The sequence below is a fragment of the Microbacterium sp. K36 genome (assembly GCF_004794355.1).
GTDB classification, from domain to species: Bacteria; Actinomycetota; Actinomycetes; order Actinomycetales; family Microbacteriaceae; genus Microbacterium; species Microbacterium paraoxydans_D.
The window spans coordinates 1-25,300 of sequence record NZ_SSDN01000058.1 but is presented as its reverse complement, the minus strand read 5'-3'; the positions used below and the strand labels follow the sequence as shown (position 1 = coordinate 25,300).

Below are 25,300 nucleotides of genomic sequence, written 5' to 3'. Positions count from 1 at the left end.
GATCAGGCGTCGATCGCCTGGCGCTGTTCGCCGGACTCGACAGTGATCTTGCGCGGCTTCGCCCGCTCGCTGACGGGGATGACGACCGACAGGACACCGCTCTCGTACGAGGCGCTGATGTTGTCGAGGTCCACACCGTCGCCGAGCGAGAACTGGCGCAGGAACGACCCGGCCCCGCGCTCGCGGGCGAGCCAGCGCACGCCTTCGCGGGTGTCGGCCGTGCGCTGGGCGCGGATCGTGAGCTGCCCGCCGTCGAGGTCGACGTCGATGGAGCCGGGGTCGGCGCCGGGCAGGTCGGCGTGCAGGATGTAGCGGTCCCCGTCGCGGTACAGGTCCACCGGCATCGACCGGGGCGCGCGCACGGAGTCCAGCACGCTCGCGGCGAAGCGATCGAGCTGGCTGAAGGGATCGAAGGTCAGTGCCATGAGGTTCTCCTTTCGTGCGGCCCTGCAAGGGCTGAGGTGGTGTGCAGATTATCTGCACTTCAGGTATAGATTTGTTATAGAACACACGTAGGAACTTCGCAACCCCGAACCGAGGACTCCCGGATGACCGCACCCGACTCGCGCACCCCGCTCTACGGCATCGCCGTGGCCGCCCAGCTCGTCGACCTGCCCGAGGCGACGATCCGGCTCTTCGAGAGCAAGGGACTCCTCGCGCCGGCCCGCAGCGACGGCGGCACGCGCCGGTACAGCGACGACGACATCACCCGTCTGCGCCGCGCGGCCGCGCTTCGCGGCGACGGCATCAACATCGCCGGTATCGCCCGGGTCCTCGAGCTACAGGATGAGAACGCGGGCCTCCGCCAGGCTCTCGACGCGGGCGGACCGGAACCCGACTGACACTCCGGGCACCCTGCGGCGACAGGGAGGCGCCGACGACGCCGCTACGCTTTCCGCATGGAAGCCGGGATCTTCTACGTCCTCGTCGGAGCCGTCGCCGTGGCCGCCGTCGCACGGTGGCGCGGATGGCCGGCCCCGCTGCTCGTGACCGTCGTCGCGCTCGCCGCGTCGTTCCTGCCGTTCATGCCGGAACTGGAGATCGACGGGCACCTGCTGCTCGGGCTCGTGCTGCCGCCGCTGCTGTATTCGGCTGCCCTCGACGTGTCGTTCGTCGGGTTCAAACGCAGCCTGCCGCAGATCCGTCGCCTCGGGATCTGGCTGGTGCTGCTCACCGCGTTCGCCGTGGGGCTCGTGGCCTGGTGGATCCTGCCGTCGCTCACGCTGCCCGGTGCGCTGCTGCTCGGAGCCATCGTCGCCCCGCCGGACGCGGTGTCGGCGGCGGCGATCGGTCGTCGTCTCGGTCTGCCCCGCCGCATCATGACGGTGCTTTCCGGGGAGAGCCTCATCAACGACGCGACCTCGCTCACGCTCTACCGGGTGTTCGCGGCGATCCTCGCCGGGGCGACGGTGTCGATCTGGGGTGGCATCGGGCAGTTCCTCCTGGCCGTCGGCGTGGGCGTAGGGATCGGGCTCGTCTTCGGGATCGTCCTGCATCAGCTCCGGATGCGCATCGGCGACCCGGTGGTGATCGGCACGTTCGGTCTGCTCGCCCCCTTCGGCGCCTACAACATCGCGGAGCACCTGCTCGGCTCCGGCGTCCTCGCCGTCGTGGCCATGGGGCTGTTCGTCGGCTTCAACGCCCCGCGCACCGACTACACGACCCGGCAGCAGGAGGCGCCGCTGTGGCTCTCGGCCGACCTGCTGCTGGAGAGCTTCGTGTTCGCCTACATCGGCCTCCAGTTCCCGCGGGTGCTCAGCGATCTCGGCAGCGAGTCGGTGGGGCACATCCTCCTGCTCTCCGGCGCCGTGCTGCTCGTGGTGCTCGTCGTCCGGCCGCTGTACATCTATCCGATCAGCGCGTGGTCGAACTTCCAGGACCGTCGTCGGCTCGCGCGCATGGACCGCGGCATCGCGTCCGGGGAGTTCGACGAGCGTCGCCGGCGGTCCCGGCGGTGGCGCGATCAGAGCACGGATGAGTTGCGGACGCAGATCGTGCGGGAGCGCATGGCGGGCTTGCGGCTCAGCTGGAAGGACAACGCGGTCATCTCCTGGGCGGGTATGCGTGGCGTGGTGACCCTGGCGATCGCGGTGGCCGCCGCCGATCTGGCCGGGCTCGACACCGAGGCCTCGCACGCCATCGTCGTCGTCGCCTTCATCGTCACGGTGGGCACGCTCCTGCTGCAGGGGCTCACGCTGCCGCTGCTCATCCGCCGTCTCGAGATCGCGGGGGATGAGGAGCACGAGGAGGACGTCGCGGCGCTGGAGACGGTCAAGGCCAAGAGTCGCGAGGCCGGCAAGGCGTACCTCGCCGAGAAGCGTCGGGAGTGGGAGCAGAAGCACGGCGAGGTCGACCTCGGCATGTTCGATGCCTTCACCAAGCGCATGACCCGGGTGGAGAAGGACACCGACGACGCACAGCAGGTCGAGGACACCGTGGCCCGCCCGTCCTACGACGACCTCGTCGCCTTGACCAAGGGATGGCTGCAGGTACGGCGGGAGATCCTCGTCGCGGAGCGGGACGCCGGCGAGCTCGACGAGGAGGTCATGCGGGAGCTGCTGGCCGCGATGGACGCCGAGGAACTCGCGCTCGACACCCGCGGCGCGACCCGCCCCCTGAGCCGCAACTGACCCCTCCTTCCCCTCGACCCACCCCCTTCCGGTCGACCCGCCCCCTTCCGGCCGTCCGCAAGGGGCCGGGACGCACGCAAAGGGGCGGGTCGACGGGGGGAAGGGAGGGGAGACGACGAGCGCCCCACCTCCTGGATGAAGGAGGTGGGGCGCTCGTCGAGAGAGCGGGTCAGCGTGCGCCGGCGGGCTCCGGGGTGGAGGCGGCGTCGGCCTCGGGGGCGTCGTCGCCGGAGTCGTCGGCGAAGGGCAGGCCCTCGCGCGGCGCGTTGTAGAGCTCCTCGTCGAGGATGCCCTCGCGCTTCGCGACGATCGCGGGGACGAGTGCCTGACCGGCGACGTTCACGGCCGTGCGGCCCATGTCGAGGATCGGGTCGATCGCGAGCAGCAGGCCGACGCCCTCGAGCGGCAGCCCCAGGGTGGACAGCGTCAGCGTGAGCATGACGACCGCGCCCGTGGTGCCCGCGGTGGCGGCGGAGCCCACGACCGAGACGATCACGATCAGCAGGTACTGCACGAAGTTCAGCTCGATGCCGAAGAACTGCGCGACGAAGATCGCGGCGATGGCCGGGTAGATCGCGGCGCAGCCGTCCATCTTCGTCGTCGCGCCCAGCGGCACGGCGAACGAGGCGTAGGAGCGGGGCACGCCGAGGTTGCGCTCGGTCACCCGCTCCGTCAGGGGGAGCGTGCCGATGGAGGAGCGGCTCACGAAGGCGAGCTGCACCGCCGGCCACACACCCGAGAAGTACTGCTTGATGGAGAGGCCGTGCGTGCGCACCAGGATCGGGTACACGACGAACAGCACGAGCGCGAGGCCGATGTAGACGGCGGCCGCGAACCAGCCGAGCGACGCCAGCTTCTCCCAGCCGTACTTGATGACGGCGGAGCCGATGAGGCCGAACGTGCCGAGCGGGGCGATGCGGATGATCCACCACAGCACGCGCTGGATGACCTTGAGCAGCGACTCGGTGAAGACGAGGAACGGCTCCGCCTTCTTGCCGGCCTTGAGTGCCGCGATGCCGACGACGGCCGCGACCACGATGACCTGCAGGATGTTGAAGCCGACGCTCGAGGTGAACGCGCCCTCGGTCGCTCCGGGGGAGGTGCTGACGGTCAGGCCGAGGAAGTTCTGCGGGATGAGGCCGAGGAGGAAGTTCCACCAGGTGCCGACCGTGTACGGCTCGCCCGGCTCCAGGCCCTCGCCGGCGCGGCTGCCCGGCTGGATCAGGAGGCCGAGGACGATGCCGATGATGACCGCGATGAAGGCGGTGATCGCGAACCACAGGATCGTCTGGCCGGCGAGGCGGGCTGCGTTCTGCACGCGACGGAGGTTCGAGATGCTGGCGACGATCGCGGTGAAGATCAGCGGGACGACGGCCGCGCGGAGCAGCGTGACGTAGGAGCTGCCGATCGTGTCGAGGGTCGCCGACAGGGCGGTCGGGTTCTCGGCCGTGGCGCCGAGCTGGCGGCCGATCAGACCGGCGGCGATACCGAGGACGAGGGCGGCGATGATCTGGAAGCCGAACGAGGTCAGCAGCTTCCGGACCGGCCCGCGGGTGTCTGGCGCCTTCTGGGCGCGTGCGGTGGTGCTCATTGAGGTGGGGACTCCAGAATCGCGGCGCGCCGGGTGCACGCCATGAGGCTCAACGCTAGGAGAGCCTGAGAATTCCCTGGGCGGATATGACGAAGGATGACGGCCGCCCTCCCAGGCCGTCATCCTTCGCTGCGTGCCGCCCTCAGGGCGTGACGCAGTCCTGGAGGTTGTCCTGGATGATCTGGGTCGTGAGGGCCTTGTCGGCCTCGTCCCGCTGCTTGTCCTCGCCGTCGGCGATGTAGCCGAGCGTCTCGTCGCTGAGGTCGGAGTCGACGAGGGCTTCCGCCAGGCAGGTGGCGGCGTCGTCGGTCATGGCTTCCTCCTGCGGGGTGCCCTCGAACACCTTCTGGATGCCGTCGGCGACCTCGTCGACCGAGGGGCGGCTCTCTCCCGCGCAGGCGGCGAGGGAGAAGGCGAGGGCAGCGGCCGGGACGATCGCCAGGAGGCGGAGGCCGCGACGCGAGGGGATGCGGGTGCTGATCATGCGACGACGGTACCCACTCACAGCCGACTCATAGAAGGGGCTTGCAATCCGGTGGGTGACCGTGCTCGCCCGCCCGCCGAGCCACCCCTCTCCGTGCGTCCCGGCCCTCTGCGTGCGTCCGTAAGAGGCCGGGGCGCGCGGAAGGGGGTGGGTCGACAGGGGTCAGCGATCGGCGAGGACGAGGAGGTCGCCGACCTGGCAGTCGAGGGCCTCGCAGATGGCCCGCAGCGTGGAGTAGCGGATCGCGCGGGCGCGGTCGTTCTTCAGCACGGACAGGTTTACGATGCTGACGCCGACGGCGGCGCTCAGCTCCGTCAGCGTCATCCCGCGGGCGACCAGCAGCTCGTCCAGACGGCAATGGATGCCGGTGAACTCGTCGTCGCTCTCCGCCGGGCTCACACCAGGCCCTCCGTCTCGCGCTCCAGGGCGGCCCGCTCCTGCTCCACGCGCATGCCCTGACGGAACACCGCGGCGAGGGCGAGGAGGCCGAGCGCCGCGGCGAACGGCAGCGGGGTGACGGTGAGCCAGTACGTCTGCGGATACCAGGTGCTGTCCGCCGGCAGGGCCTCCCGCAGTCCGGTGGTGGCGGCGATGCCGCTCAGGAGATCCGAGAGGACGCCCAGCACTCCGAACGCGATCGCGCCCCCGACGAGGGCGCGGGTCACGGTGCGGGAGAACGCGCGGCCGCGGAGGGTGTGGAAGCAGATGAGCGCGAGGACCACGGCGGGGATGGTCGTGAGCGCGAGGGTGCTGAGCTGCGCGGACGCGGCGAGGAGGCGCAGCGCGAGCGAGGCGTTGCCCACGGTGAAGTCCGACAGCTCCGTGCCGCTGCAGGTGAGCATGGTCGTCGTGCTGACGCCGTACTCCGAGCACGGGAGGCTCGAGGGCCAGTCGAGGAAGACGATCGTCCGGCCGTGCAGCTCCGCCCAGTCCACCGCGAACGCCTTGATGATGAACGACACCGCCCCGAGGACGGACAGCGTGATCCACCACCCGGACAGCGTGAGCGCCGCGTCGAGGGCGACCGTGCGGCTGCCACGGCGGCGGCTGTTCCAGACGACGAGGGCGACGACGGCCGCACAGACCGCGAGCGCGATCCCGATGTTGAGCAGCGAAGGCCAGACGGCCTCCGAACCGAACGAGATCATCAGACCAGCCCCTCCGTGTCGCGCTGCAGACGGTCCCCGACGACGAAGACCGTTCCCACGATGGCGGCGGCGAAGGCCCCGAGGAGATAGGGGAACGGCTCGACGGTGAGCACCGCGGTGTCGAACGACCCCTCGGTCACATGGGCCATGGCGGCGCCGGCGAGCATGTTGTCGAAGAAGCGGGCGGCGGCGGCCCCCACGAGGGCCAGGATGGCCGCCCCCATCACCAGTCTGGTGTTCGTGCGATCGAAGACGGTCCCGCGCAGGATGCGCAGGCTCAGGGTGATCAGAGCGGCGACGAGTCCGGCCGCGGTGACCGCGAACGCGATCTGGCCGAGCACGCCGGGCACGACTCCGGTCGTGGGGAGACCGGTCACCGTGACCACCCCGGTATCGATGAGGACGGGTAGGCTCTCGTCGCCTGCGGTCGCGATCGCGGGCGCATCGATGAACTCCACGCTGACGGGGATCGTCGCCCCTGACGTGAGCTCCACGATCCGCACCGTGGCCATGCTGACGGAGGTGATCGCGATGAAAGCGCCCGCCAGGATGAACAGCGCCAGCGCCACGCGGTCCCCCGTCGACAGCGCCCGTTCCTTGTTCTGCACGTCGGCTCCTCCCACCCGGTGTTTATCGACTTTCGTTAAGATAACGACTGTCGATAAACCCGTCAAGGCCTCGCTATGCCCACGGCGAACACGGGCATACCCGCCATTTCTGGTCGTTACTCTCGATGTACAAGCGCTTCATGCGTCTTCGCCCCGTGCGAATAAGGAGTCAACATGTTCGAGAGATTCACGGACCGAGCCCGTCGAGTGGTCGTCCTCGCCCAAGAAGAGGCGAAGATGCTCAACCACAACTACATCGGCACCGAGCACATCCTGCTCGGCCTCATCCACGAGGGCGAGGGCGTCGCAGCCAAGGCGCTGGAGTCGCTCGGCATCTCCCTCGACGCCGTGCGCGAGCAGGTGCAGGACATCATCGGCCAGGGCCAGCAGCAGCCGACCGGCCACATCCCGTTCACGCCGCGCGCCAAGAAGGTGCTCGAGCTGAGCCTCCGCGAGGCCCTGCAGCTCGGTCACAACTACATCGGCACCGAGCACATCCTCCTCGGCCTCATCCGCGAGGGTGAGGGCGTGGCCGCTCAGGTGCTCGTCAAGCTGGGCGCCGACCTCAACAAGGTGCGGCAGCAGGTCATCCAGCTGCTCTCCGGTGCTCCGGGCCGCGAGCCCGCGTCCGTCGGCGCGCAGTCCAACGACACCCCCTCGGGTGCGCAGGGCGGCTCGCAGGTGCTCGACCAGTTCGGTCGCAACCTGACGCAGGCCGCGCGGGACAACAAGCTCGACCCGGTGATCGGGCGCGAGAAGGAGGCGGAGCGGGTCATGCAGATCCTCTCCCGTCGCTCCAAGAACAACCCCGTCCTGATCGGCGAGCCCGGCGTCGGCAAGACCGCCGTCGTCGAGGGCCTCGCCCAGGCGATCGTCAAGGGCGATGTGCCCGAGACGCTGAAGGACAAGCAGCTCTACTCGCTCGACCTCGGCTCGCTCATCGCCGGTTCGCGCTACCGCGGCGACTTCGAGGAGCGCCTGAAGAAGGTCACCAAGGAGATCCGCACGCGCGGCGACATCATCGTCTTCATCGACGAGATCCACACCCTCGTGGGTGCGGGTGCCGCCGAGGGCGCGATCGACGCGGCCAGCATCCTCAAGCCGCTGCTCGCCCGCGGTGAGCTCCAGACGATCGGTGCCACCACGCTCGACGAGTACCGCAAGCACTTCGAGAAGGACGCCGCGCTCGAGCGCCGGTTCCAGCCGGTGCAGGTGAACGAGCCGACGCTGCCGCACGCGATCAACATCCTCAAGGGGCTGCGCGACCGGTACGAGGCGCACCACAAGGTGCAGATCACCGACGGCGCGATCGTGGCCGCGGCGAACCTCGCCGACCGCTACGTCTCCGACCGCTTCCTCCCGGACAAGGCCATCGACCTGATCGACGAGGCGGGCGCACGCCTGCGTCTGTCGATCCTGTCCAGCCCGCCCGAGCTGCGCGAGTTCGACGAGAAGATCGCCGCCGTTCGCGAGCAGAAGGAGATCGCCTCCGAGGAGCAGGACTTCGAGAAGGCCGCCTCGCTGCGCGATGAGGAGAAGAGCCTCCTCGCCGAGCGCCTGCGTCTCGAGAAGCAGTGGCGGGCGGGCGACGTCGCGACCCAGGCGGTCGTCGACGAGGGCCTGATCGCCGAGGTGCTCGCCCAGGCGACCGGCATCCCCGTGTTCAAGCTGACGGAGGAGGAGTCCAGCCGACTCGTCTTCATGGAGAAGGCGCTGCACCAGCGCGTCATCGGTCAGGAGGAGGCCATCGCGGCTCTCTCCAAGACCATCCGTCGTCAGCGTGCCGGCCTCAAGGACCCGAAGCGTCCCTCGGGCTCGTTCATCTTCGCCGGCCCCACGGGCGTCGGAAAGACCGAGCTCGCCAAGGCGCTCGCGGAGTTCCTCTTCGACGACGAGGCCGCGCTCATCTCGCTCGACATGAGCGAGTTCGGCGAGAAGCACACCGTCTCGCGGCTGTTCGGTGCCCCTCCCGGGTTCGTCGGCTTCGAAGAGGGTGGTCAGCTCACCGAGAAGGTGCGGCGCAAGCCGTTCAGCGTGGTCCTCTTCGACGAGATCGAGAAGGCGCACCCGGACATCTTCAACTCGCTGCTGCAGATCCTGGAAGAGGGTCGCCTCACCGACGGTCAGGGTCGGATCGTGGACTTCAAGAACACGGTCATCATCATGACCACGAACCTCGGTGCGCGCGACATCGCCGGCGGCCCCGTCGGCTTCCAGATCGAGGGCAACAACGCCACGAGCTACGAGCGGATGAAGGGCAAGGTCAACGAGGAGCTCAAGCGGCACTTCAAGCCCGAGTTCCTCAACCGCGTCGACGACATCATCGTCTTCCCGCAGCTGAGCAAGAGCGAGCTGGTGCAGATCGTGGACCTGTTCACGAAGCGCCTCGGCGAGCGTCTGCTCGACCGCGACATGACGATCGAGCTGTCGCAGTCCGCCAAGGAGCGCCTGATCGAGATCGGCTTCGACCCGGCCCTGGGTGCTCGTCCGCTGCGTCGCGCGATGCAGCACGAGATCGAGGACCGTCTGTCGGAGAAGATCCTGCACGGCGAGCTCGACTCGGGCGACCACGTGAAGGTCGACGCGAAGGACGGGGAGTTCCTGTTCGAGCACGGCCCGCGCGGCGAGAAGGTCGCGGTCGGTGTGAACACCGGCGGCGGCGCGATCTCGGGCACGCCCGACCTGGCGATCACCGGCAACGACTGATCCTCGACACGATCACCCGAAGGGGCGGATGCGACTGCATCCGCCCCTTCGTCGTCCCCGCTCCGTCGCGTCTGGGAGTCGTCGGCAGGGGCGGGTCCTAGGCTGGTCGGGTGAGCGCGTACATCGTCCGGCCGGCCCGCAGCGCCGACATCGTCAGCATCCGGAATCTGCTCCAGCCGATGGTGGAGCAGCGCATCCTGCTCGGCAAGGATCTCGCCGTGCTCTACGGGGCTGTGCAGGAGTTCGTCGTCGCCGAGGCGGACGGGGAGCTGATCGGCTGCGGAGCTCTGCACGTGATCTGGGAGGACCTCGGCGAGGTGCGCACGCTGCTCGTCCGCGAGGACTGGCTCCACCACGGCGTCGGCCGCGCGATCGTCGAGCGGCTGGAGGAGAACGCGCGCGCGCTCGGCCTCACACGCCTGTTCTGCCTCACGTTCGAGGTCGACTTCTTCGAGCGTCGCGGCTTCACCCCGATCGGGGAGCAGGTCGTCGACCCTGACGTGTACTCGCAGCTCCTGCGCAGTGGAGACGCCGGTGTCGAGGAGTTCCTCGACCTGGCGCACGTGAAGCCGAACACCCTCGGCAACACGCGCATGCTCAAGGTGCTCTGAGGCCGGGCCGACCGCCTCGCGCCTCCCAGGCTCGCGGAGGGGAATCGCTTAACCTGGAGGCATGCCCCGCCACTCTGCCGCCGTGTATCGCCGTCGGCGGCTGGCTGTGCTGCTCGGGCTGATCCTCGTCCTCGCGCTCGTCGGCGCCTCCGTCTGGCTCCTCGTCGCCCGGCCGTGGGCGGCCACCGGCGCGCAGGAGCCGGCGCCCGCGAGGACCTCCTCCGCCTCTCCCGGACCAACGCCGTCCGGTTCTGCCTCCCCGGCCCCCTCGCCGTCCGCCGACGCCACTCCGGCTGTCGTCGCGTGCGAGGCGAAGGACGTCGAGGTGAAGGCCGTGACGGACGCGGAGTCGTACGCCGACGGCGCGTCGCCGAAGCTCTCCATCTCGCTGACCAACAAGGGCACCAGGGACTGCACGATCGACGTGGGCTCCACGACCCAGGTCTTCACGGTCTCCAGTGGCTCGGACGTGTGGTGGCGTTCGACCGACTGCCAGGAGAACCCGAGCAGCATGATCGCCACGCTCACCGCCGGGTCCACCGTGGTGAGCAAGGAGCCGGTCGTCTGGGATCGCACCCGATCCAGCGTCGAGACCTGCGCGCAGGAGAACCGGCAGCGCGCTCCCGGCGGTGGCTCCTCGTATCACGTGGGCGTGTCCATCGGCGGGTTCTCCAGCGCCACCACCGCCCAGATCCTCCTGTTCTGAGAGCCGTGACCGGTACTTGTGCTGACAGGGGCCCGGTCTTTGGGATACCATAGAGGTGACTCTCCCGCTATGCGGCAACATGCCATCCCCAGTGGCGTCGAATCACAGCGTCCCCAGCGCTTCGACACCGCCGCTCGAGAGTCCGAGGGCCCTCTCGAGTACCCCAGTCCCCAATGGAGGACTCGAGAGGGCCCCAATCTTTGTCCGGGATCCGCCGTACTGGCCCCGATGCCTAAGCTGGAAGCATGGCAGCGAAGAAGTCGAAGTCCGCGAAGAAGAAGCCCGCCCCCGAGGACTTCCGGTCGGAGGCTCTGGCGCTCGCCCTCGAGAAGCAGGACGTCGCCGCCGTCGCCCTCGCGCTGCGCCACGGCACCACCGTCGTCCCGCTCATCAAGCCCGGAGCCCGCGACAACCCGCTCGACAGCGGCGAGGTGTGGACCTATCGAGACCCGAACTCGGGCGACCTCGCTCTGCTCCTCTTCAGCGACGCGAAGAACAAGCCCGCGAACCTGCCGCCCGGCGTCGGCATCTACGACGCCGCCTGGCTGCGTGCCTTCCTCTCCGCGCACCCGATCACGACCGTGTTCCTCGACATCGCGGGACCCCACCCGATGCAGGCCGACCCGGTGGAGCTGCTCAAGGCGCTCGACGCCTGACCCGGGCGTTCCTCCGGCTCAGAACGGCGGGATGTCGCGGTCGGGACGACGGGTGTTGTTGCGTGCCCTGATGTCGCCCAGCGCCGCGCGCAGTGTCTTCGAGCGGTCATCGACCACCTGCTCGTAGCCGAGTCGGGCGGCCTCGGACCGCCGCTGCGCGGCCTGCGTCACCGGCCGCACCTCGCCCGCGAGGCTGAGCTCGCCGACGGCGGCGACCGTGCGCGGAACCGAGATCATCTGGATGGACCCGGCGACGGCGATCGCGATGGCCAGATCGGCGGCGGGCTCCGTGAAGCGCACCCCGCCCACCGTGGACACGTAGACGTCGAGGCTGCCGGTGGGTACCCCCGCCCGGCGCTCGAGGATCGCCAGAACCATGGCCACCCGCGAGGAGTCGAGGCCGTGCACGATGCGCCGGGGGTTCGGGGCGTTGCTCGGCACGGTGAGCGCCTGCACCTCGACGGGGAGGGCGCGACGGCCCTCGAGGGAGATGGCCACACAGGTCCCGGGTTCGGAGGCGCCCTGCGACAGGAAGAGACCGGAGGGGTCGGGGACCTCGGCGATGCCGTCTCCGGTCATCTCGAAGCAGCCGACCTCGTCGGTGGGACCGAAGCGGTTCTTGAGGGCACGGATGAAGCGCAGCGAGGTCTGCCGGTCGCCCTCGAAGTGGCACACGACGTCGACGAGGTGCTCCAGTACCCGCGGCCCCGCCACCTGGCCGTCCTTGGTCACATGCCCGACGATGATGATCGGCAGATCGCGCTCCTTCGCCACCCGGATCAGGGTCGCGGCGACCTCCCGCACCTGGCTGGGCTGGCCGGCAGCGCCGTCGGTGAGGGACGACGAGACGGTCTGCACGGAGTCGACGATGACGAGCTGCGGCTGCACATCGTCGATGTGACCGAGGATGGTGGCGAGGTCGGTCTCGCTCGCGAGGTAGAGCTCATCGTGCAGGGCGCCCGTCCGCTCCGCCCGCAGGCGCACCTGGGCCGGCGACTCCTCGGCGCTCGCGTAGAGCACCCGACGCCCGCTCCGCGCCGCCTGCGCGGCGACTTCGAGCAGCAGGGTCGACTTGCCCACGCCCGGTTCTCCGCTGAGGAGGATCGCGGCACCCGGCACGATGCCGCCGCCGAGCACCCGGTCGAACTCGCCGACGCCGCTCGTGCGTCGCGGGGCGTCCTGCGTCGTGATCTGGGTGATCGGTCGCGCCGCGCGATCGGCGGTCGGAGCGAGCGCGTTCACGCGACGGAGGATGCCGGTCTGCGCGGCCTGCTCCTGGACCGTGCCCCACTGCTGGCACTCCCCGCAGCGACCGACCCACTTCGCCGTCGTCCACCCGCACTCGGTGCAGACGTACGCGGGGGGAGCGGGTTTCCGGGTGGCCATGCCCCCAGGCTATCGGCGGGATCAGACATCCCTATCGACCAGGCGATTATTCACGGCCCGGTTCCCCCGGCGGCCGCCGGCCCCGGCCGATAATTGAGACATGTCCAACGGCGGGTCCGTCTGCGGGCCGATCTCCAGCTACTCCCGGGTGCGCATCCTGCACCTCCTCTTCGAGGCCGGGCACTCCGGTGCCTCCGGGGAACTCGCGATCGGCGATCTGTGCGAGGCCACCGGCCTGCACCCGAATACGGTGCGCGAGCACCTGCAGCGGCTCATCGAGGGCGGCTACGTCATCCCGACCGTGGAGCACCGCACCACCCGGGGTCGCCCGCGCACGCTGTACCGCGCCGCCACCGGGGCCCCGGACGCCTCCAGCCCGGTCGCGCGGAACAAGGCCAAGGCCGCCGCGCGTCGCGGCGACCTGCTCCGCAGCATCGTCCCCGGCACCGGGACCGCCCTCGGCAAGGACGCCACCTACCAGCTCGACGCCCTCGTCGAGCACCTGGAGGAGAGCGGCTTCGAGCCGGTCGTGGACGACCGCGGTCTGACCGTCGACCTGAGCCCGTGCCCGCACGCGGCCGGCCGGCCGGAGGACCGCCCGATGCTGTGCCAGGTGCATCTCGGGCTGATGCAGGGCATCCTTGCAGAAGCGGGGGGTCCGCTCGAAGCCGAGTGCGTGCGCGAGGCTGCGCTGCCCTCCGAATGCACCGTGCAGCTGCGCGACACCGCCGCGCAGGCGTCGAACAGAACGGGAGTCGCTCATGGAATGGCTTGATCCGCTCGCCCTGGCCCGATGGCAGTTCGGCCTGACGACCGTCTACCACTACCTCTTCGTCCCGCTGACGATCGGCATGGCGCTGGTCGCTGCCATCTTCCAGACCGCGTGGGTGCGTACCGGCAAGGTGCAGTACCTGCACCTCACCCGCTTCTTCGGCAAGATCTTCCTCATCAACTTCGCGATGGGCGTCGTCACCGGCATCGTGCAGGAGTTCCAGTTCGGCATGAACTGGTCGGACTACTCGCGCTTCGTCGGCGACGTCTTCGGCGCCCCGCTCGCCTTCGAAGGCCTGCTGGCGTTCTTCTTCGAGGCGACCTTCATCGGCCTCTGGATCTTCGGCTGGGACAAGCTCCCGCAGAAGATCCACCTGGCCACCATCTGGTGCGTCTCGATCGGCAGCATCCTGTCGGCGTACTTCATCATCGCCGCCAACGCGTTCATGCAGAACCCGGTCGGCTACACGTACAACGAGGTGACCAACCGCGCCGAGCTCACCGACTTCTGGGCGCTGCTGACCAACCCGGTCGCCCTCGCCGCGTTCCCGCACACCATCTTCGGCGCGCTCATGTTCGCCGCCGGTGTCGTCATCTCGGTGTCCGCCTGGCACCTGGCGCGCGGGCAGCACTTCGACACGATGCGCATCTCGCTGAAGTTCGGCCTCTGGGCGATGATCTTCTCCACCGCGGGCGTCGTGCTCACCGGCGACCAGCTGGGCCTGGCGATGTACGCCGCGCAGCCGATGAAGATGGCCGCCGCCGAGGCGACGTTCAACACCGTCTGCGGCGCCGATGCCTCCTTCAGCATCTTCACGCTGGGCACGCCGGACGGCAGCTCGGAGCTGTTCTCGATCCGGGTGCCGTACCTGCTGTCGCTGCTGTCGACCCACACGCTCGACGCCTGTGTGCACGGCATCAACGACCTGAACGCCGAGTACGCCCAGACCTATGCGAGCACCGGCCTCACCGACTTCGCCCCCGTCCTGTGGATCACGTACTGGTCGTTCCGCTGGATGATCGGCCTCGGCATGGCCGCCGCCCTCGTCGCCGTCGCGGGCCTCTGGGTCACCCGCAAGAAGGCCACGAAGCCGGTCGCACCGTGGATGTGGAAGGTCGCGATCTGGTCGTTCCCGCTCGCGCTCGCCGCCAACATCATGGGCTGGGTGTTCACCGAGATGGGTCGACAGCCCTGGATCGTGTTCGGCCTGATGTCCACCCGCGACGGCGTCTCGCCCGGCGTGAGCGGGCTCGAGGTCCTGATCTCGCTGATCGCCTTCACCGCGATCTACGCCGCGCTGGCCGTGGTCGAGGTCCGGCTGATCGTCAAGGCCGCCCAGAAGGGGCCGGACACCGACGAACAGCCCCATGAGGAGACGGCTCAGCTGCCGTCGGTCGTGTACTGAGAGGAACGAGCATCATGGATCTCGCAACGATCTGGTTCTGGGTGGTCGCTTTCCTGTTCGTCGGCTACTTCGTCCTCGACGGGTTCGACTTCGGTGTGGGCATGTCGCTGCCGTTCCTCGGCAAGAACGACGTATCCCGCCGACAGGTCATCAACACGATCGGTCCCGTGTGGGACCTCAACGAGACGTGGGTCATCGTGGCCGGGGCCTCGCTCTTCGCCTCGTTCCCCGAGTGGTACGCCACGCTGTTCAGCGGGTTCTACCTGCCGCTGCTGCTCATCCTGCTCGCGCTCATCCTCCGCGGCGTCTCGTTCGAGTACCGCCATCAGCGGGAGAGCCGGAAGTGGAAGCAGGGCTTCGACCGGATGATCGTCATCGGCTCGGTCGTCCCGGCGCTGCTCTGGGGCGTCGCCTTCGGCAACATCGTGCAGGGGGTGGCGATCGATGAGAACCACATCTACGTCGGCGGCTTCTTCTCGCTGCTCAACCCGTACGCGCTGCTGGTCGGCGTGACGACCCTGCTGCTCTTCTTCCTGCACGGCGTGCTGTTCGTCGCGCTGAAGACGGACGGCCAGGTGCACGAGGATGCGCAGAAGCTCGCGAAGAAGGCCGCCATCCCGACGATCCTCGTCGCGGCTGCGACGGTGATCTGGACGGTCGCCATCGCGATGGGCCGCGAGGCTCCGCTGCTCTGGCTGGTCATCGGAGCCGGTGCGCTCGCGGCGGTCAGCCTGATCGCGGCGGTCGGCTTCTCGCTGGTCCGCCGCGAGGGGTGGGCGTTCTTCTCCGGCATGCTCACGGTCATGTTCGCCGTCGTCATGCTGTTCTCCGCCCTCTTCCCGTTCGTCATGCCGTCGACCATCGACCCGGCGTACAGCCTCACGATCGCCAACGCGTCCAGCACCCCGTATACGCTGCAGATCATGAGCTGGACCGCGCTGATCGCCCTCCCGCTGGTCATCGCGTACCAGACCTGGACCTACTGGGTGTTCCGCAAGCGCGTCACCCGCCGGTCGATCGAGGGGGCTCCGGCGCACGCGTGAAACCCGTCGATCCGAGGCTGCTCCGATACGCGGCCGCCGCCCGGGGGTTCCTCCTGGCGTCGGCCGCGATCGGCGTCCTCCAGACCGCGGTGACGATCGCCTTCGCGTGGCTGCTCACCGAGGCCGTCGTCGGGGTGATCGCGGGGCGCGACGTCACCGTGACCCTGCTCTGGCTGCTCGGGACCGCCCTCCTGCGGGGTCTGCTCATCGCCGCCTCTGACGCCGCGGGCACGCAGGCCGCCGCCCGCACCGGGATGCAGCTGCGAGCGGCGCTCGTCGCCGCCGTCGGACGCCTCGGCCCGGGGTGGCTCGCACAGCGCAACCAGACGCAGATCGCCGTCACCGCCGGGCACGGCCTGGAAGCCCTGGACGCGTACTTCGCGCGGTACATCCCGCAGCTCGTGCTCACCGTCATCGCGACGCCGGTGCTCGTCGCGGTCATGTGGTGGCAGGACTGGCCGAGTGGGCTCACTGCCGTCATCACCCTGCCGCTCATCCCGCTCTTCCTCATCCTCATCGGCATCGCGACCCGCACGGTGCAGAAGAAGCAGTGGCAGACGCTGCAGCACCTCGCCGCCCGCTTCGCCGACACGGTGCAGGGGCTGTCGACGCTGCGGCTGTTCGGCCGGGACCGTCGAGCGGCCGACCGCATCGAGGTGACCGCCGACGAGTACCGCCGCGAGACCATGAAGGTGCTCCGGTTCTCGTTCCTGTCGGGGTTCGCGATGGAGCTGCTGTCGTCACTCGCGGTCGCGCTCATCGCGGTCGCGGTCGGGTTCCGGCTGCTGTCGGGCGACCTGACTCTGGAGGTCGGGCTCTTCGTGCTGCTTCTCGCCCCGGAGGCCTTCCTCCCCATCCGTCAGGTGGGCGTGCAGTTCCACGCGGCGGCCGAGGGCGTCGCGGCCACGGAGGAGGTCTTCGACGTGCTGGATGCGGCGCGCGACCGGGACCGCGGCGGGGTGCGCCCGCACGACCCCGGCACGGATGCACGACCGAACCCCGTGGACTCGTCCGGCAGCCGGGCCGACGTCGTGCAGGCGGAACGCGGACTCGTGGTCGAGGGGCTGCGGGTGCGGGATCTGCCGCCGGTGTCGTTCGTCGCGGTGCCGGGGTCGGTGACCCTGATCGAGGGGCCGAGCGGCTCGGGGAAGTCGAGTCTGCTCGCCGCCCTCCGCGGGGCGGTGGACCACACGGGCACCGCGACCTGGGGCGGACGGGACATCGCCGAGCTCGCACCGTCCGACTGGCTCGCCTGGGCCGGGCAGACGCCGGGGCTGATGCGCGGCACGGTCGCGGAGAACGTCGCCCTCGGGGATGCCGCTCCCGACCTCGCCCGTGTGCGCAGCGCTCTGGATGCCGCCTGCGCCGAGGGGATCGAGGCCGACCGCGTGCTGGGCGTGCAGGGCGCAGGGCTGTCGGGAGGACAGGCGCAGCGCGTCGCGGTGGCCAGGGCACTGTACCGCCACGACGGAATGCCGGAGCGGATGCTCGCGCTCGACGAGCCGTCCAGCGCCCTCGACGCCGACACCGAGGAGCGGCTGTGGCGGTCGCTGCGCGCACGGGCGGATGCCGGCGCCACCGTCCTGCTCGTCTCCCACCGCCGCTCCGCCAGGGACATCGCCGACCGGATCGTGGCGCTGGGGGTGAGCGCATGACCGAGACCAACCGCAGCGACCGGGTCCGGAAGGTGCTCCGGCTCGCGCAGCCGCCGTTCCGACGCTTCCTCCCCGGGCTGATCTGGGGTGTGCTGTCGGCGACCGCCGCGGTGAGCCTCCTCGCGGTGAGCGGCTGGCTGATCGTGAGCGCGTCGATCGTCGACTCCCTCGTGCCGCTGTCCATCGCGGTCGTCGGGGTGCGGTTCTTCGCCGTGACCCGGGCCGTCACGCGGTACCTCGAGCGGCTGAGCGGTCACGACGCCGCGCTCCGGCAGCTCGCCACGACCCGGTCCGACATGGTGCGCCGCCTCATCCCGCTCTCGCCGGCGGGGCTCGGCGCGACGGACCGGGGCCAGGTGCTCGCGGCCCTCGTCGACGACGTGGAGAACCTGCAGAACCTCCCGCTCCGGGTCGTGCAGCCGCTCGCCGTCTCGGGCGTGGTCGCCCTGGGGGCCGTCGGCTTCCTCGCCTTCGTGTCGCCGCCCGCCGCGCTCACCCTCGCCGTCTGCCTCCTCGTCGCCGCGCTCGCCGCCGTCGGGCTGGGCTGGATCTTCGGCTCCCGTGCGGAGGCCGCGGTGTCGGCGCGTCGGGCCGAGGTGTCCGCCGCCCTCGTCGACTACTTCGGCAGCCTCGACGTGCTGCTCGCGTTCGGCGCGGAGTCACAGGCCCGAGAGCGGATCCGCGTCGCGGATGCCGCCCTGCGCCGGGTCGTCGGTCGGGCGTCGCTGGCGCAGGCCGTCGCGGCCGGAGTGGTCTCGCTGATGGCCGGCGCCGCCTCGGTGTGGGCGCTCGCGGTGGCGGCCCCGGGCCTCGCCACCGGGGCCATCGACGCTCCGTGGCTCGCGGTCGCGGTGCTCGTGCCGATGGTCGTGTTCGAGGTGTTCGGCGCCGTGCCCATCGCGGCGGCTTCGTGGCGCAGCGTCCGCGCGAGCGCGGAGCGCATCGTGGACGTGCTGCCCGAACGGATGCCGCCGGAGCTGCGGACCGACGCGGGGGAGGACGTCGAGGTCGACGGCGTCCCCGCGCTCACGCTGCGGGGAGCCACGGCGCACTGGCCCGGAGGAGCGGCGGCGCTGAACGGCATCGACCTCGACCTCGCTCCCGGCGAGCGGGTGCTCGTCTCCGGGGCGAGCGGGGCGGGCAAGAGCTCGCTGGCGGCCGCGCTCGTGGGCTTCCTCCGCGTGGACGGCGAGTACCGGATCGGTGATCTCGACGCGGCGTCGCTGTCCGGGCCGTCACTGCGCCGCGTCGTCGGTCTGTGCGAGCAGCAGCCGCAGCTCTTCGACGAGGACGTGCGGCAGAACCTCCTCTTCGCCAGGGACACGGCCACCGACGAGGAGCTCCTCGCCGTGCTCGACCGCGTGGGACTCGCGGCGTGGGTGCGCGAGCGCGGAGGGCTCGATGCGCGGGTGGGCGACCGCGGTGCGCTGGTGTCCGGCGGTCAGGCGCAGCGGATCGCTCTGGCTCGCGCGCTGCTCCGCGGCTTCCCGGTGCTCGTGCTGGACGAGCCGACGGCGGGCGTCGACCCCGAGGCCTCGGACGATCTCCTGCGCGACCTGCTGCAGGCCACGGGGGAGCAGTCGGTGCTGCTCATCTCGCACGTGGCGCCGCCCGCGGGGACGGTCGACCGGGTCGTGCGGATCGAGGGCGGCCGGACGGTCTGAGCCTCAGCCGACGAGGTTCATGTCGGCGGGCGGCTCCATCACGATGCCCTGCGCCTCGAATGCGCGACGGCGCTCCTCGATCCGGCGGTGCATCTCGACCTGGGCCTCGTCCACCACACGCGGGTCGAGGTCGACCGTCGGGGGATGCGGGTCGCCGTGGTGCGCGGCGATGTACGCGTCGAGCTCGGGGCCGCTGGTCCAGGAGGTGATGAGCGCGTACCGGGGGCCTGTCCCGCGATGCCACACGGCATGCCAGAAGCGCTGCGTGTCGACGATGATCCGGGAGCCGGCGCGCAGCGGCAGCCGGACCTCGGTGGCCGGGTCGAACCGGTCGGAGCGGAGGATGAGCATCGAGTCGGTGTCGTCGGTGAGGTTGTAATACCCGCGGACCACCCAGCCCGTGCCCGGCTCGTTGAGGCGGTTGTTGTCGTCCTGGTGCAGGTTGTAGATCGCGTCGGCGTAGTCGTTGGGCTGGAGCTCGATGACCCGGCAGCGGCCGACGCCGGCGCCCGGGGCCAGGGCGCGGCGCTGCAGGGTCGGGGCGATCGCGACCTGCGAGGGAATCCAGACGCCATCCTTGTCGGTGCGCGGGGGCGTATGGTTCCAGAAGCCATTGCAGTCGATCTCGCCGGCGTAGCTCGACAGCGGTGCGAAGCGGGTGATGCCGGAGGAGCGCCAGCCGACGTACTCGAGGTCCTGCCACTCGGACGGGTCCACCGGGGTGGTCGCGTCGTCGAGGACCACGTATCCGGTCTCGGCGAGCGCCGCAGACGTGATGAATCCCATGCTGCTTGCATCCTTCCCGTCGTTCTGCCCCCGGAGGCGGCGGGTTCTTAGGCAATCCTAATCCCGAGCTCCCCTCGCCGACCCACCCCCTTGCGTGTGTCCCACCCCCTTCCGGCCGCACGCAGAGGGGTGGCTCGGCCGGAAGGGGGTGGGTCGGCGAGGGATATCCTGGGGCCATGACGCAGCCCCAGGGTGCCCTTCTCGTGGGCAGTGTGAACTTCGACGACGCCGAGACGACGATGCGCACCGCGGCGGAGCTGCTCGGCGACCGGTTGCGTCGCATCCCGGACGGCGAGGTCGGCAAGCGGTTCCACTGGATCATGTTCCAGCCCGACGTCATCGGCCAGGCGGAGGGCATCGAGCGGATCGGCGACGAGCCCATCCCGTTCCCCGCCGGCATCGACGCCCGGGGTCTGCGGATTGCCGAGGGCGTGGACCCGGCGACGATCGCGCTCCCTGCGCTCGGCTACGCCTCCGCAGCGATCGAGTCGTACGAGCTCTTCGCCCGGCTGCGTGAGGAGGGGGCCGTCCCGGCGAGCACTCGGTTCCAGGTGTCGCTGCCGACCCCGCTCGCCGTCATCTCCTCGTTCTTCCACGGCGACGACCGGGCCGCGATCGAGCCCGTGTACACCGCCGCGATGCTCCGTGAGCTCGACGAGATCCTCGCCGCGATCCCGCACCAGGACCTCGCGGTGCAGTGGGACGTCGCGAGCGAGATGGGCATCCTCGAGGGGGCCTCCGGCTACGGCGCCGTCATGGAGGCGTGGTGGCCCGGTGACCCGTTCGACGGCCTCGTCTCGCGTCTGGCCGCCCTCGTCGACGCCGTCCCGGACGACGTCGAGGTGGGCGTGCACCTCTGCTACGGCGACGCGGGGGAGAAGCACTTCTTCGAGCCGACCGACGCCGGCTCCCTCGTCCGCTACGCCAACGCCGTCATCGCCGCGGCGCGCCGCCCGCTCACCTGGCTGCACCTTCCCGTGCCGATCGGCCACGATGACGAGGCGTACTTCGCTCCGCTCGCCGCGCTCACCCCGGTCGAGGAGCTCTACCTCGGCCTCGTGCATCGGGAGGACGGCGCGGAGGGTGCCCGTCGCCGGATCGCCGCCGCCGTCCCGTTCGCGCCGGAGTTCGGCGTCGCCACGGAGTGTGGCATCGGGCGCGCCCCCGCCGGCTCCACGGAGGGCATCCTCCGCGCCCACGCCGAGGTCGCCACCGCCTGGTGACCCGCCGATTCGCGCGCTCGGCCCCGGTGTCGTAAACTGATCCGCGGTGACGTGTCCGAGCGGCCGAAGGTGCAACTCTCGAAAAGTTGTGTAGGGTAACCCCCTACCGTGGGTTCAAATCCCACCGTCACCGCCACCACGAAGGCCCCGACTCCCGTTGAAAACACGGAGATCCGGGGCCTTCGTCATGTCCGGGATCGCGAGCGTGATAACGTAGATGTCGTTCACGGGCCTATGGCGCAGTTGGTAGCGCGCCTCGTTCGCATCGAGGAGGTCAGGGGTTCGAATCCCCTTAGGTCCACAGCACCAGAACGCAAGAACCTCGCCCCGCATCCTCGCGGGGCGAGGTTCTTGCGTTGGGGCACGCGACCGATCCGATCGCCGCGACGAGGCCGCTCAGCAGCGGCCGGGGGTTCGATTCGGTGCCCCTAGGCTGAGGGCATGGACGCGACGCCCAGCGAATCCGGCTCGACCCTGCACACGCATGCCGCCGACAGCCAGCGCCGTGCCGCGGCCCTCGGCGACGGGAATCGGGTGCTGTCGCGCACGCAGAAGGTGTATGTGGCGCTGCGGGACGACATCGTCCGCACCCGGCTCGCCCCAGGCGAGGTCGTCATCGAACCCGAGCTGGCCGCGCGGTTCGGGGTGTCGAAGACGCCGGTGCGTGAGGCCCTGCAGATCCTCGTCGTCGAGGGGCTCGTCGTCGCCCTTCCCCGACGCGGATACGTCGTCCGCCCGCTGGGTATCAACGAGGTGCGCGAGGTGCTCGACCTGCGGTTGATCATCGAACCGCCGATGGCGGCGGGGGCGACCCGCTACGGCAACGAGGCCTTCGTCGAGGAGCTCAGCTCGATCCTGGAGGCGCAGCGCAGCGGCTCGGGCACAGCGGAGCTGACCGATGCGGCCCGCGCGTTCCACGAGTGCATCCTCGGCGCGGCACGCAACGCTCGGGCGAAGACGCTCATGAGCGGACTGTTCGACGAGACGACGCGGAGTCATCACCTGATCCCGGCGATCGATGCGCGCATCCACTCGGACGTCGAGAACAACGGGCACCAGCAGGTGCTCGAAGCGATCCGCACCGGCGATCCGCAGGCGGCCGAGGAGGCCATGCGCCGGCACCTCGTCGAGCTGCGGGAGTTCGTCCTCCAGGCGTTCCTCGAGGCCTGAACCACCCTGGCCTCGTCCTCGTGGCGCCATGAGCACTCCAGATATATCTCAGGAATATGCCTATTGTGCCGAAGATATTCGACGGCTATGGTGGGTGCCGACACCGCGGTCGGCTCTTCGGCCTCGATGGGAGTTGCCGAGAGGATCCAGGATTGTTGCGACGTCGCATCCGCACCTTCACCGAGCTGTTGAGCTTCGCTCCGCCCGCGTTTCCCACCGAGGCGAAGCGCGTGGCTGAAGCCCGCAGCCTCGACGACCTCCGACGGCTGGCGAAGCGACGGGTGCCCGGATTCGTCTTCGACTACGTCGAGGGTGCCGCGGTGACCGAGCAGGCTGCGCGCGACAACGAGTCGGCCTTCGCCCGTCGGAAGTTCGTGCCGTCCGTCACCGAGAGTGCGGCGGGGGCGTCGCTCGCCACCCGGCTGCTGGGACGCGAGCACGCGATGCCGATCGGCATCGCGCCGATCGGTCTCACCGCCCTCATGCGTGCGACGGGCGAGACCGACGGTGTGCGCGCGGCCGCGAGCCGCAACGTGCCCTTCGTGCTCTCCACGATGGGCACGCGGAGCATCGAGCACGTCGCAGACGCGGCCCCCGCTGCGCGCCGCTGGTTCCAGCTCTACCTGCGGCGCGATCGCGCCGCGTCGCTCGCCCTCATCGAGCGGGCCGCCGCGGCAGGGTTCGACACTCTCGTGCTGACCGTCGACACCCGGGTCCCGGGGCAGCGCTACCGCGACGACCGCAACCGACTTTCAATGCCGCCGCGTCTGACGCTGCGCACTGCCGCGCAGTCTGCCCTCCACCCGGCGTGGTCGCTCGACCTTCTGGCGCACGACGCACCGGCCATGGCGAACTTCGGTCCGCGGTCTGGAAGCGTCACCGACGTAGTGAGCAGCATGTTCGATCCCGCCCTGTCCTTGGACGACGTGCGGTGGCTGAGGGGGAACTGGAACGGGCCGATCGTGGTGAAGGGCGTCCTCTCCGCCACCGACGCCGAGCGCTTCATCGACGCCGGTGCGGACGCCATCTGGCTCTCCAACCACGGTGGGCGCCAGCTCGACCGTGCGATCGCGCCCATCGAGGTCGTGGGCGCCGTGCGGGCCGCCCTCGGCGACGACGTCCCCCTCCTGCTCGACTCCGGCATTCGCAGCGGGCTCGACGTCGTGGCCGCGATCGCCGCGGGGGCCGACTTCGTCTTCCTCGGCCGGGGATACATGTACGGCCTCATGGCGGGCGGCCGCATCGGAGTGGAGCGGGCGCTCGACCTCGTTGCCGACGAGACCCTGTCGACGATGCAGCTCCTCGGCGTGCGCACGACCGCCGAACTGCGCGGCCGGGGGACCGCGGTCCTCGCGCCCACCGGATAGCCACGACCACGCCAGCACTTTTCAATGACGAAAGGACACCCCATGGCCCACGAACAGCAGCGCACCATGACCCCGCAGGCGAGGCGCGCGATCGCCGCCGCCTACTTCGGCACCCTCATCGAGTGGTACGACTACGCCCTCTACGGCGCCGCCGCGGGCCTCGTGATCGGCCCGCTCTTCTTCCCGGACGTCATCCCGGCCTCCGCCTCGATGCTGGCCTTCGCGACCTTCGCCGTCGGCTTCGTCGTGCGGCCGCTCGGCGGCCTCCTCATCTCCCACCTCGGCGACCGGGTCGGCCGGAAGCCCGCGATGATCCTGACGATCGTGCTCATGGGGATCGCGACCGTGGGCATCGGGGTCCTCCCGACCGCCGAGGCGATCGGGTTGGCCGCGCCGATCCTGCTCATCCTGTTTCGCTTCATCCAGGGCTTCGGCGCCGGTGCGGAACTCGCCGGTGCCCTCACGCTCGTCGCGGAGTACGCACCCGAACCGCGCCGGGGAAGGGTGATCGGACTGGTCACCTCGGGCGCCCCTGGCGGAGCGTTCCTCGCGACGTTGGCCTTCACGTTCGCCTCGATGCTCCCGGGCGATGTGCTGCTCGGCTGGGCCTGGCGCATCCCGTTCCTGGTCTCCGCCGTCCTCTTCATCCTCGCGCTGTGGATCCGTCGCCGCCTCGAGGAGACGCCCGAGTACCGGGACGCCGTGGCGAAAGCCGAGCACACCGCGACGAAGGTGCCCCTGGCCGAGCTCTTCCGCCGCAGTCCCCGCGAGCTCATCCTCGGCTTCTTCAGTGTGTGCGGTCACAACGTGACGAACTACGTGCTGAGCGCCTTCGCGCTGAGCTACCTCACGCTGACGGTCGGGATGCCCCGGGTCGAGGCGCTGATCGCGGTACTGGTGTCTTCGCTGCTCACCGCCTTCGCTCCCGTCCTCGGCGGGGTCGCGGTCGATCGCTTCGGGGCCAAGCGGGTGGTGATGTTCGGCTCGGTCGCCGGGATCGTGCTCACGTACCCGGTCTTCCTCTCGCTGCAGTCCGGAGACCCGGTGCTCGCCGCGCTCGGAATGACGGCGCTCGGAGTCGTCGCCGTGGGCGCGACCGCGGCCTCCACCGGGACCTTCCTCACGAACCTCTTCCCGACCCGCTACCGGTTCACCGGCGTCGCGACGGCCAGGGAGCTCAACGGCGCTCTGGTCGCCGGCCCGACCCCCCTCATCGCCACCGCCCTCGTCGCGGCCGCCGGGGGAGGGCTCTGGTTCGTGGTGCTGTTCGTCATCGGGGCCTGCCTGGTGTCGCTGCTGGCCGTCGTCGCGACGCCGAAGCGCATCGGGGACATGCAGCCCGAGGACCTCTCCGACTCCGCGCGGTTCGCGCCGACCGGAAGGGCGTCGGACTGAGGGGAACGGGCGACACGCCCGGGAATCGACGGTGATTTGCCCGATGCCCGGAACCCACGTAAGTTATTACCTGTTCGCCCCAAACGGTTGAGCGGAGGTCCTCGGACCGGCTCCCGTCAAGCAGCTAACACCTCCCGAATCCCACACACTCACTGAGTGAACCGGATGAAGGATGCTGATCCGTTCCCACGGTCAGGCCGAAGAAATTCGGACTTGACAACGGAAACGAGATCGGTAAGATAGAGAAGTTGCCCTGCGGGCCTGGTCGTGATGGCTGGGTCGTGGGAGCATCCG

23 protein-coding genes and 2 tRNA genes are annotated in these 25,300 nt (G+C 70.0%); 17 read left to right on the top strand and 8 right to left on the bottom strand.

Features of this window, described 5'->3' with window-relative positions; translation table 11 throughout:
• Positions 1-2: 2 nt before the first annotated feature.
• Positions 3-425, bottom strand: coding sequence for an Hsp20/alpha crystallin family protein (locus DW296_RS05625; RefSeq protein WP_060922486.1), 423 nt, complete (start codon positions 423-425; stop codon positions 3-5).
• Between the two features lie 123 nt (positions 426-548).
• Here DW296_RS05625 and DW296_RS05620 point away from each other — a divergent pair, with 123 nt between their 5' ends.
• Both DW296_RS05620 and DW296_RS05615 read left to right on the top strand, forming a co-directional pair.
• On the top strand, positions 549-842 hold the full coding sequence (locus tag DW296_RS05620; RefSeq protein WP_136051442.1) for a MerR family transcriptional regulator: 294 nt from the start codon (positions 549-551) through the stop codon (positions 840-842).
• A 57-nt stretch (positions 843-899) separates the two neighbouring features.
• Positions 900-2,630, top strand: coding sequence for a cation:proton antiporter (locus tag DW296_RS05615; protein WP_136051441.1), 1,731 nt, complete (start codon positions 900-902; stop codon positions 2,628-2,630).
• A 169-nt stretch (positions 2,631-2,799) separates the two neighbouring features.
• Here the strand turns inward: DW296_RS05615 and DW296_RS05610 are convergent, their stop codons facing one another.
• The 5 genes from DW296_RS05610 to DW296_RS05590 all read right to left on the bottom strand — a co-directional run bounded on the left by DW296_RS05610 (position 2,800) and on the right by DW296_RS05590 (position 6,461).
• Positions 2,800-4,221 carry a dicarboxylate/amino acid:cation symporter gene (locus tag DW296_RS05610; RefSeq protein WP_136051440.1) on the bottom strand — a complete coding sequence of 474 codons (1,422 nt, stop codon included), beginning with the start codon at positions 4,219-4,221 and terminating at the stop codon, positions 2,800-2,802.
• Between the two features lie 142 nt (positions 4,222-4,363).
• Positions 4,364-4,705 carry a hypothetical protein gene (locus tag DW296_RS05605; protein ID WP_025105474.1) on the bottom strand — a complete coding sequence of 114 codons (342 nt, stop codon included), beginning with the start codon at positions 4,703-4,705 and terminating at the stop codon, positions 4,364-4,366.
• A gap of 162 nt (positions 4,706-4,867) precedes the next feature.
• Positions 4,868-5,104 (bottom strand): helix-turn-helix domain-containing protein, encoded by a 237-nt coding sequence (locus DW296_RS05600; RefSeq protein WP_136051439.1) that lies wholly within the window; start codon positions 5,102-5,104, stop codon positions 4,868-4,870.
• A complete protein-coding gene (locus DW296_RS05595) occupies positions 5,101-5,853 on the bottom strand; it encodes a hypothetical protein (protein ID WP_136051438.1) in 753 nt (250 codons plus the stop codon). Before DW296_RS05595 ends, DW296_RS05600 begins: the two co-directional genes overlap by 4 nt.
• Positions 5,853-6,461, bottom strand: coding sequence for a hypothetical protein (locus DW296_RS05590; RefSeq protein WP_136051437.1), 609 nt, complete (start codon positions 6,459-6,461; stop codon positions 5,853-5,855). Before DW296_RS05590 ends, DW296_RS05595 begins: the two co-directional genes overlap by 1 nt.
• Positions 6,462-6,635: 174 nt before the next feature.
• On the opposite strand from DW296_RS05590, the gene DW296_RS05585 reads away from it, so the two are divergent.
• The 4 genes from DW296_RS05585 to DW296_RS05570 all read left to right on the top strand — a co-directional run bounded on the left by DW296_RS05585 (position 6,636) and on the right by DW296_RS05570 (position 11,140).
• Positions 6,636-9,167, top strand: a complete 2,532-nt coding sequence (locus DW296_RS05585) for an ATP-dependent Clp protease ATP-binding subunit (RefSeq protein ID WP_071329948.1) — start codon at positions 6,636-6,638, stop codon at positions 9,165-9,167.
• Between the two features lie 110 nt (positions 9,168-9,277).
• Positions 9,278-9,778 carry an amino-acid N-acetyltransferase gene (locus DW296_RS05580; protein ID WP_136051436.1) on the top strand — a complete coding sequence of 167 codons (501 nt, stop codon included), beginning with the start codon at positions 9,278-9,280 and terminating at the stop codon, positions 9,776-9,778.
• A 61-nt stretch (positions 9,779-9,839) separates the two neighbouring features.
• Complete coding sequence (locus DW296_RS05575) at positions 9,840-10,484, top strand: hypothetical protein (protein WP_136051435.1); 645 nt, start codon at positions 9,840-9,842, stop codon at positions 10,482-10,484.
• A 245-nt stretch (positions 10,485-10,729) separates the two neighbouring features.
• A complete protein-coding gene (locus tag DW296_RS05570; RefSeq protein WP_071329951.1) occupies positions 10,730-11,140 on the top strand; it encodes a dehydrogenase in 411 nt (136 codons plus the stop codon).
• A gap of 18 nt (positions 11,141-11,158) precedes the next feature.
• Here DW296_RS05570 and radA read toward each other — a convergent pair whose 3' ends face one another.
• Entirely contained in the window at positions 11,159-12,526 is a 1,368-nt protein-coding gene (radA, locus tag DW296_RS05565) for a DNA repair protein RadA (RefSeq protein WP_136051434.1), read from the bottom strand.
• A gap of 100 nt (positions 12,527-12,626) precedes the next feature.
• Here radA and DW296_RS05560 point away from each other — a divergent pair, with 100 nt between their 5' ends.
• Genes DW296_RS05560 through cydC form a run of 5 tightly spaced genes read left to right on the top strand, consistent with a single transcriptional unit; the run spans position 12,627 to position 19,065 of the window.
• On the top strand, positions 12,627-13,301 hold the full coding sequence (locus tag DW296_RS05560) for a helix-turn-helix transcriptional regulator (protein ID WP_136051433.1): 675 nt from the start codon (positions 12,627-12,629) through the stop codon (positions 13,299-13,301).
• Positions 13,288-14,703 carry a cytochrome ubiquinol oxidase subunit I gene (locus tag DW296_RS05555; protein ID WP_060922498.1) on the top strand — a complete coding sequence of 472 codons (1,416 nt, stop codon included), beginning with the start codon at positions 13,288-13,290 and terminating at the stop codon, positions 14,701-14,703. The genes DW296_RS05560 and DW296_RS05555 overlap by 14 nt, the downstream gene beginning before the upstream one ends.
• Before the next feature lie 14 nt (positions 14,704-14,717).
• Complete coding sequence (gene cydB / locus DW296_RS05550) at positions 14,718-15,746, top strand: cytochrome d ubiquinol oxidase subunit II (RefSeq protein ID WP_060922499.1); 1,029 nt, start codon at positions 14,718-14,720, stop codon at positions 15,744-15,746.
• The gene (gene cydD / locus DW296_RS05545; RefSeq protein ID WP_136051432.1) at positions 15,743-17,401 is read left to right on the top strand and encodes a thiol reductant ABC exporter subunit CydD; all 1,659 of its coding nucleotides are present in this window, start codon (positions 15,743-15,745) and stop codon (positions 17,399-17,401) included. Before cydB ends, cydD begins: the two co-directional genes overlap by 4 nt.
• Positions 17,398-19,065 carry a thiol reductant ABC exporter subunit CydC gene (cydC, locus tag DW296_RS05540; RefSeq protein WP_136051431.1) on the top strand — a complete coding sequence of 556 codons (1,668 nt, stop codon included), beginning with the start codon at positions 17,398-17,400 and terminating at the stop codon, positions 19,063-19,065. Before cydD ends, cydC begins: the two co-directional genes overlap by 4 nt.
• 3 nt (positions 19,066-19,068) lie before the next feature.
• Here cydC and DW296_RS05535 read toward each other — a convergent pair whose 3' ends face one another.
• The gene (locus DW296_RS05535) at positions 19,069-19,851 is read right to left on the bottom strand and encodes a hypothetical protein (protein ID WP_136051430.1); all 783 of its coding nucleotides are present in this window, start codon (positions 19,849-19,851) and stop codon (positions 19,069-19,071) included.
• A 176-nt stretch (positions 19,852-20,027) separates the two neighbouring features.
• On the opposite strand from DW296_RS05535, the gene DW296_RS05530 reads away from it, so the two are divergent.
• From DW296_RS05530 to DW296_RS05505, 6 genes are all read left to right on the top strand, one after another.
• Complete coding sequence (locus tag DW296_RS05530) at positions 20,028-21,074, top strand: hypothetical protein (RefSeq protein ID WP_136051429.1); 1,047 nt, start codon at positions 20,028-20,030, stop codon at positions 21,072-21,074.
• A gap of 45 nt (positions 21,075-21,119) precedes the next feature.
• Positions 21,120-21,210 (top strand) — tRNA-Ser (locus DW296_RS05525).
• A 92-nt stretch (positions 21,211-21,302) separates the two neighbouring features.
• A tRNA-Ala gene (locus DW296_RS05520) sits at positions 21,303-21,375 on the top strand.
• Between the two features lie 140 nt (positions 21,376-21,515).
• Positions 21,516-22,244: a GntR family transcriptional regulator gene (locus DW296_RS05515; RefSeq protein ID WP_136051428.1), complete on the top strand. Its 729-nt coding sequence runs from the start codon at positions 21,516-21,518 to the stop codon at positions 22,242-22,244.
• A 152-nt stretch (positions 22,245-22,396) separates the two neighbouring features.
• A complete protein-coding gene (locus DW296_RS05510; RefSeq protein WP_240743000.1) occupies positions 22,397-23,611 on the top strand; it encodes an alpha-hydroxy acid oxidase in 1,215 nt (404 codons plus the stop codon).
• 42 nt (positions 23,612-23,653) lie between these two features.
• Positions 23,654-25,006, top strand: a complete 1,353-nt coding sequence (locus DW296_RS05505) for an MFS transporter (RefSeq protein ID WP_240742999.1) — start codon at positions 23,654-23,656, stop codon at positions 25,004-25,006.
• Positions 25,007-25,300 lie beyond the last annotated feature (294 nt).